The sequence below is a fragment of the Enterococcus sp. genome (assembly GCF_022711995.1).
Lineage (GTDB): Bacteria > Bacillota > Bacilli > Lactobacillales > Enterococcaceae > Enterococcus_D.
The window spans coordinates 21,750-28,062 of the sequence record NZ_JALAHI010000120.1; the positions used below are offsets into that span (position 1 = coordinate 21,750).

A 6,313-nucleotide genomic window follows, 5' to 3' on the forward strand; every position below is an offset into this window, starting at 1 on the left:
TCACTCCTCCATTATTCCAGCTACTTTGTTTACTAAGTTTTCCCAATGCTGTTTAAAATTGACTAGATACTCTTCTCCAGCTTCGGTCAATGAAAAATACTTCCTATCGGGTCCATCTGGTGATTTTTTTAGTTCTGATTTAATCAGATGCTGCTTTTCCAATTTTTGGAGCAGTGGATAGACGGTACCGCCAACGATAGTATCAAAACCAAAACGCCTGAGTTCTTGTACAAGTTCGTAGCCATAAATTTCTTTTTTTGAAATAATTTGCAAGACGCAACCATCTAACACACCTTTTAACAACTGCGTTTCTTTCACGACTTTCACCTCCACGAATCATCTTCTACTAGTATGTTTTACCTATTAGTTGATTTGAGTATATCAAAAAGCATCTAGTATGTAAAGCATACTAGTCAAAAAAATAAAAACACAGTACGTGTAAACATACTGTGTTTCCGGTTATCTTTTGATTCCTCGCCCATAGGAATCATTATATGGAGTAAAAGAACGATCGTGGAGCTGGGTAGCGGCATCTGCCAACCAGTGAATATTTCGGATCAACGCTCGTCCTTGTAAAATCAAATCCGCTTGCTTGGTTTGTAATAGATGTTCACATAAATTAGGATTGTCCAGCAATCCCACCGTTGCCACTGGGATCTCAACCGCTGCTTTCATGGCCGTCGCATAAGGTGTTTGATACCCTTCGTATACGGGAATAGATGGTTTTCTATCTAACAGACCCCCTGTGGAAATATCTAAACAATCAATTCCGTCTGCTTCCAGCCATTGGCCGATTTGTTGCCATTCTGCTACTGAATTTTGTTGCTCATCTGGTGCATAATCGGTTAATGACAACCGCATCCAGAGGGAGCCGTCAAAAACCTTTCGTACCCCTTGAACGACTTCTTTGACGAAACGATAACGGTTTGCCAATGAACCACCGTAGGCATCAGTCCGCTGATTCACGAGAGGGGACAAAAATTGGTCGATCAAATATCCGTGGGCACCATGAAGTTCAATCATGTCCACCCCTGCTGCTTGTGCCCGTTTGGCTGCTGCCACAAAGGATTCTTGAACACGATGGATTTCTGCTAGAGTCATTTCATGAGGAACAGGATAGTTTTCATTAAAAGGACTGTCACTAGGCGCAATCGGATAATCCGCATCGACTGCTTTACGTCCGGCATGATTCAGTTGAACACCTACTTTGCTACCGAATCCTTGTAGTAACGCAACCAATTTCGACAATTCTGCTTGTTGAGCTTCATTCCATAAGCCAAGATCATTTTTGGTGATTCGTCCATCTGCTTCCACAGCAGTTGACTCAATGATCAGCAAGCCAGCTTTGCTTAATGCCCGAGCTCCATAGTGAACAAAATGAAACGGTGTGACAACACCATCCTCCTTTTTCACTTCATACATACACATTGGAGAAAGAACGACACGATTTGCTAACGATAAACCAGCCAACTCGACTGGCGATAAAAGTAATGACATACTGACATTCCTCCGCTACTCATTAAATTGCATTTTCTGCTTGTTATCAGTATAGTTGTTACACATAGAAATACAAGTAGAAAGAGTTTGTCTTTTTCAGAAGATGAAAAGGACGCTTTTCAATCTTTCCTGCATTCCAAAAAAGGGTAGAGGCCTATAACAATCAAAAAAGAATTGCCAAATCCTCAGCAATTCTTCCTTCTATCTTTATTATACAGGAAAAAATGAGGAAAAAACAGACTAGTTATTTCGCTAATACCTCGTATAATGAAACATACTCTGGGAAATGGATGTGAAAACAGATGGAAAAGCAACGCATAGTAGAGGAACAACATTTAGCCTTCGTTTACCAAAAACTAGTCACTCGTCAACAAGCATTGCGTTTGTTTCTGGACAAAGGCTACGCTAGCCATTTGCAAGACCTGCAGGCAATCGGTTCAGACATTCGTCTTAATTTTGATAACTTATCCGATAGCTTAGAAACCTATGCGGCCATCGAGAGTAAAAATCGCGAAATCGATCAAATGAATCTGAGTTTGCAATCAGCAGAAAAAGAACTTGCTACCATTGAACGTTTGCTTAAATCGCCTTATTTTGGAAAAATAGCAGTGGACTTTCTTGACGGTGAAGCGGCTGAATCCTTTTATATTGGGATCAATGGTTTTGCAGATGAAGATAGTCAGAACTTGATCTATGACTGGCGCTCTCCCATCGCCGAACTTTTTTATAACAATACACTAGGGGCATCCTCTTACCAAGTGAATGACCAGCGAATTCCTGTGTCGATTGAAAACAGACGGCAACTGATTGTCGATCAAGATCAGTTGCTCCGCTTTTTCGATACCTCCGTGGCGATCCAAGATGAGGTCTTGCTGACTGCATTAGAAAAGAACGACGGCAAAAAGATGCGGGACATCACAGCATCGATCCAAAGAGAACAAAATGCAGTCATTCGGGATCAGTCCAGTCAAGCATTGTTGGTCAATGGCGTAGCCGGCAGTGGCAAGACATCGGTGATTATGCAGCGAGTCGCTTATCTATTGTATCAATACCGCAGTCAGATCACTTCCGACAATGTCTTGATCCTTTCACCCAATCAGGAATTTATCCACTATATCTCAGATGTCTTGCCTTCATTAGGTGAAAAAAATCCTTTAAATCAGACCATTCGCCAATTTTGTTCCCTTTTACTGCAAGAAACAAAAACGGCTCCTTTAGAAAATGAGGCCGCCTATTTTGCCCGCTTGCAAGCTCCGGTTTCCTTTCAGACAAAGACGATCCGCAGCAATGAGTTTATCGATTTTCTGCAAGAAGCAGCCAATCAAACCCTCCACAACGAACCGCGCTTTCACTCCATCCTTCGAAAAGGGAAAGTCGTGATCGCCAAAGAAACGATTCAATCGATCTATCGCTCTACCCCTCACCTGCCGTTGATTGAACGATTACAGGCGACCAAAAAAAGGCTGATTAGTGCCTGGGAAGCACAAATAATGAGAAATGCGAAAAAAAGCCAGTTACAGGATCAAGTGTTAGCCCTTTCTGAACAACAACAGCTGCGATACTTTGGGCATTTGATCGAAGATGATTCTCCAGCTGGAATTCAAACATACACCGAACAGCTCCTGCGAATAAAGTATCGCGTCGTTGATGAGCAACTAAAAGGGAATCGTTGGATCGATGAAGAACAATTTTTAGAACATTATTACACAGCCTTCACGCAACAACCTTATCTCAAACACTCTACAGTAACTTTAGATGAGGCAGTAGTACGCTTATTCATCCGACATCGTTTTATCGAGAAACTTCCGGTACCCTCTCTGGCATTTCTGCTGATCGATGAGATTCAAGACTACACACCTGCTCAATGTAGGTTGTTACTAACATTATTCCCTCGGGCAGCTTTCACGATGGTTGGCGATGAGAATCAAGCAATATTCAATTCAGCGATTGCTTTTAGCGAGATTCAAAAAATCTTTGAATCCCAAAATCGAACCCTTCAGCGTTATGATTTACGAACCAGCTACCGTTCCAGCGGTGAGATTACCCGGCTATTTGCAGAGCTCGTCACTAAGTCAACGATGTCCATTGTCCCGATTCGCCCTGCTGGAGAGATCCCTCGCTTTCTTCGCTTTGATCATGAAGAAAAGTGGCTGTCCGTGATCATGCCCTTTATACAAACAGGAAGATCCTACACGATACTGACCAAAAGTGCCAAAGAAGCAGCTTTTTTGGAAAAACAGTTTCGAGAAACAGGCCAGATGCCACTGGCTATTTACTCCATCGATATTGCTAAAGGAAGAGAATTTGATCACGTTATTCTTTATGATATATCAAAAGAAAAATTTCAGACCGCGCAGGACAAGCGGATATTGTATACATTGCTCTCTCGCAGCATGGAAAGTATTCTTGTAACTTATAAAAATGAACTTAGCGATTTTTTCAAGTCCAACCATTCATTGAGGACTAAAATAGAAAAATAAACCGCGATACAAGCATTGAGAATAAACAGATTGTCGATAACTTTCTTTGGAAGATTTTTTCAAAAATACACAGGAATGAACATCTTGCTGAGGATCCTTGAAGTTTCACTTCATTTTCTCCTCAGCCTTTTTGATTTGCCACTTCAATTTCTTTCAACTCTTCCTTCGTTATTCTCATTCCTTTACGATAGTAGCGATTGTCCTCTTCCGTAATAGAACGTACACAAACACAAGGATTACCCAATGCAATCACATTCGGCGGAATTGATTTTGTAACGACACTCCCTGCTCCAATCACTGAATTCGCACCGATGGTTACTCCTGGCAGGACAGTGACATTCGCCCCAATCCAACAGTTTTCTTCAATCGTGATCGGCTCTGTATACATGAATTTCCGCAACTGTGGTGCAACAGGATGTCCCACTGTTACAAGAGTAACATTTGGTCCAATCATTGCTTGATCACCGATGCTGATTTTTCCATCATCAATAAAATGGCAAGACATATTGACATATACTTGTGCACCAAAAGTGATATTTCTGCCATAACAAAAATAAAATGGGGGTTCAATCAAAACCGTTGATTCGGTACCAAGAATTTCTTTTATCAACGCTTTACGAATCTCAACAGCTTCTGGTGGCGATTGATTGAATTCCACCATTCTTGATTTTGCCAATAAACGTTCCTTCGGCAAATTTTGACAGTTATCTAAAAATAACTTTCCTTCCGCAATTCTTTCACGCATCCTCATCTAATCACCTCCATTTTAAAACTACTTAATTAAGTATATTTATTAAATAATAAACTGTCAACCACAAAAAAACCACTAATGACGAATCATTAGTGGTTGATAATTGTGATTAACGATGAATGTAAGTATATCCAGAAGCATTCAGTGTTGCATAATTTGGTCCTGTTGGTGAAGGGAAGCCCATTCCGCCTTGAGAGATCTTGATGGTATTGCTTGCTGCATCATAAGATTCCACATAGGCTACGTGTCCATAGGTACTATCTGCTGTCCAAACTCCGCCAACAGATTGTCCTGCAGCGAAAACAACAACTGCTCCTGCGGCTGGTGTGCCATTAACTGTGTATCCATCAGCTGCTGCTGAGGCACCCCATTGTGCGCCATTTCCCCAGTAAGTACCAACCCATGGAGCGCGGTTTTTAACATACCATGTACATTGTCCTACTGCATACATGTTACCTGATGCTGAGTGGTCTTTGCCGCTTCCACCAGTGTTAACTGTAGAATTATTGCTATTATTTGTATCAGATGCCGTATTATTTGATGAATTTGAACTATTATTTGATGAACTTGTATTTGATGAGTTTGAGCTGCTTGATGATCCAGCAGTTGCTGTTTCAACAACCGAGTTATCTGAAGAACTTTCAGTTTGGTTTGTTGATTGAACATCTTCTTGAACAGCTTCTTGTTCTTGAGCTTTTTTCAAGGCTGCTGCTTGTTTTTCTTCTTCTGCTTTTTTCGCAGCGGCAGCTTCTTGTTGAGCTTTCAAGACGCGTGCTTTTTCAGCTTCCGCTTCTTGTTTTTTCTTATTCAATGCATCTTTGTCTTTTTCAGCTGTTGCTTGTTCAGCAGCTAAATTCGCTTTTAACACATTCAAGTCCGCTTGTTTCGTAGCTAAAGCATCTTTTTGGTTTTGTAATTCTGCTTGCGTTGCGGCTACTTCTTGAATTTTGCTTTCGTTATCTTTTACTTTTTGTTCCACATCTTCTTTGTCACGTTTTTGCTGTTCCACTAAATCGTTGTTTGCATTAACGATCGTTGTCATGGCTTGCACGCGACCAATAACATCTGTCAAAGAGTCTGCTTCCAAAACGGCATCGATAAAGTTTGTGCTTTGGCCATTTACTTGCACGTCACGTGCTTGTTTCTTGATGGCTTCTTCACGTTTTGCAATACGCAATTTTAACGTTGCAATTTTATCTTGTAATTTCTCTGCTTCTTTACCTAGTGCAACTTGTTTCGCTTCTAAATCACTAACTTTTGCACTCACTGAATCAATTTCTGCTTCTAGAGAATCGATTTGTGATTGAGCATCTGCTTGTTGTCCTTTTAGGGAATCGATTTTTTGGTTTTGTTGTTCGATTTGATCATCAATGGAATCTGCTGATACCAATCCTGGCCCTGCAACTGCGGTTAATGTTAATGAACATACCATTAATGCTGATAACAAACTTTTCTTCACTCGTTTTTCCTCCGACTAGCGCTTTTTGTGTAATATTATCTGTCTTAATAAAAAATTTACTTAATATAAGAAAATTTAAAGTTCTCTTTAACGACAAATGAATTCTAACATAAGCATATGACATAC

The 6,313-nt window shown here is 40.6% G+C and carries 5 protein-coding genes; 1 reads left to right on the forward strand and 4 read right to left on the reverse strand.

Annotated elements, in window-relative coordinates:
• Together Q0A12_RS12185 and Q0A12_RS12190 are read right to left on the reverse strand one after the other, a co-directional pair.
• The gene (locus tag Q0A12_RS12185) at positions 1-318 is read right to left on the reverse strand and encodes a PadR family transcriptional regulator (RefSeq protein WP_291292921.1); all 318 of its coding nucleotides are present in this window, start codon (positions 316-318) and stop codon (positions 1-3) included.
• A gap of 141 nt (positions 319-459) precedes the next feature.
• Positions 460-1,497: an NADH:flavin oxidoreductase/NADH oxidase gene (locus Q0A12_RS12190; protein ID WP_291292922.1), complete on the reverse strand. Its 1,038-nt coding sequence runs from the start codon at positions 1,495-1,497 to the stop codon at positions 460-462.
• A 302-nt stretch (positions 1,498-1,799) separates the two neighbouring features.
• On the opposite strand from Q0A12_RS12190, the gene Q0A12_RS12195 reads away from it, so the two are divergent.
• Positions 1,800-3,977 carry a UvrD-helicase domain-containing protein gene (locus Q0A12_RS12195; protein ID WP_291292923.1) on the forward strand — a complete coding sequence of 726 codons (2,178 nt, stop codon included), beginning with the start codon at positions 1,800-1,802 and terminating at the stop codon, positions 3,975-3,977.
• A 121-nt stretch (positions 3,978-4,098) separates the two neighbouring features.
• Here Q0A12_RS12195 and Q0A12_RS12200 read toward each other — a convergent pair whose 3' ends face one another.
• Together Q0A12_RS12200 and Q0A12_RS12205 are read right to left on the reverse strand one after the other, a co-directional pair.
• Positions 4,099-4,728, reverse strand: coding sequence for a sugar O-acetyltransferase (locus Q0A12_RS12200; protein ID WP_291292924.1), 630 nt, complete (start codon positions 4,726-4,728; stop codon positions 4,099-4,101).
• A gap of 109 nt (positions 4,729-4,837) precedes the next feature.
• Positions 4,838-6,187 (reverse strand): CHAP domain-containing protein, encoded by a 1,350-nt coding sequence (locus tag Q0A12_RS12205; protein WP_291292925.1) that lies wholly within the window; start codon positions 6,185-6,187, stop codon positions 4,838-4,840.
• Between the last annotated feature and the right edge of the window lie 126 nt (positions 6,188-6,313).

Bases quoted from the DNA above. Each gene is read 5' to 3' on its own strand.
- Q0A12_RS12200 (WP_291292924.1), bottom strand. From the start codon at position 4,728: ATGAGGATGCGTGAAAGAATTGCGGAAGGAAAGTTATTTTTAGATAAC.
- Q0A12_RS12190 (WP_291292922.1), bottom strand. From the start codon at position 1,497: ATGTCATTACTTTTATCGCCAGTCGAGTTGGCTGGTTTATCGTTAGCA.
- Q0A12_RS12195 (WP_291292923.1), top strand. From the start codon at position 1,800: ATGGAAAAGCAACGCATAGTAGAGGAACAACATTTAGCCTTCGTTTAC.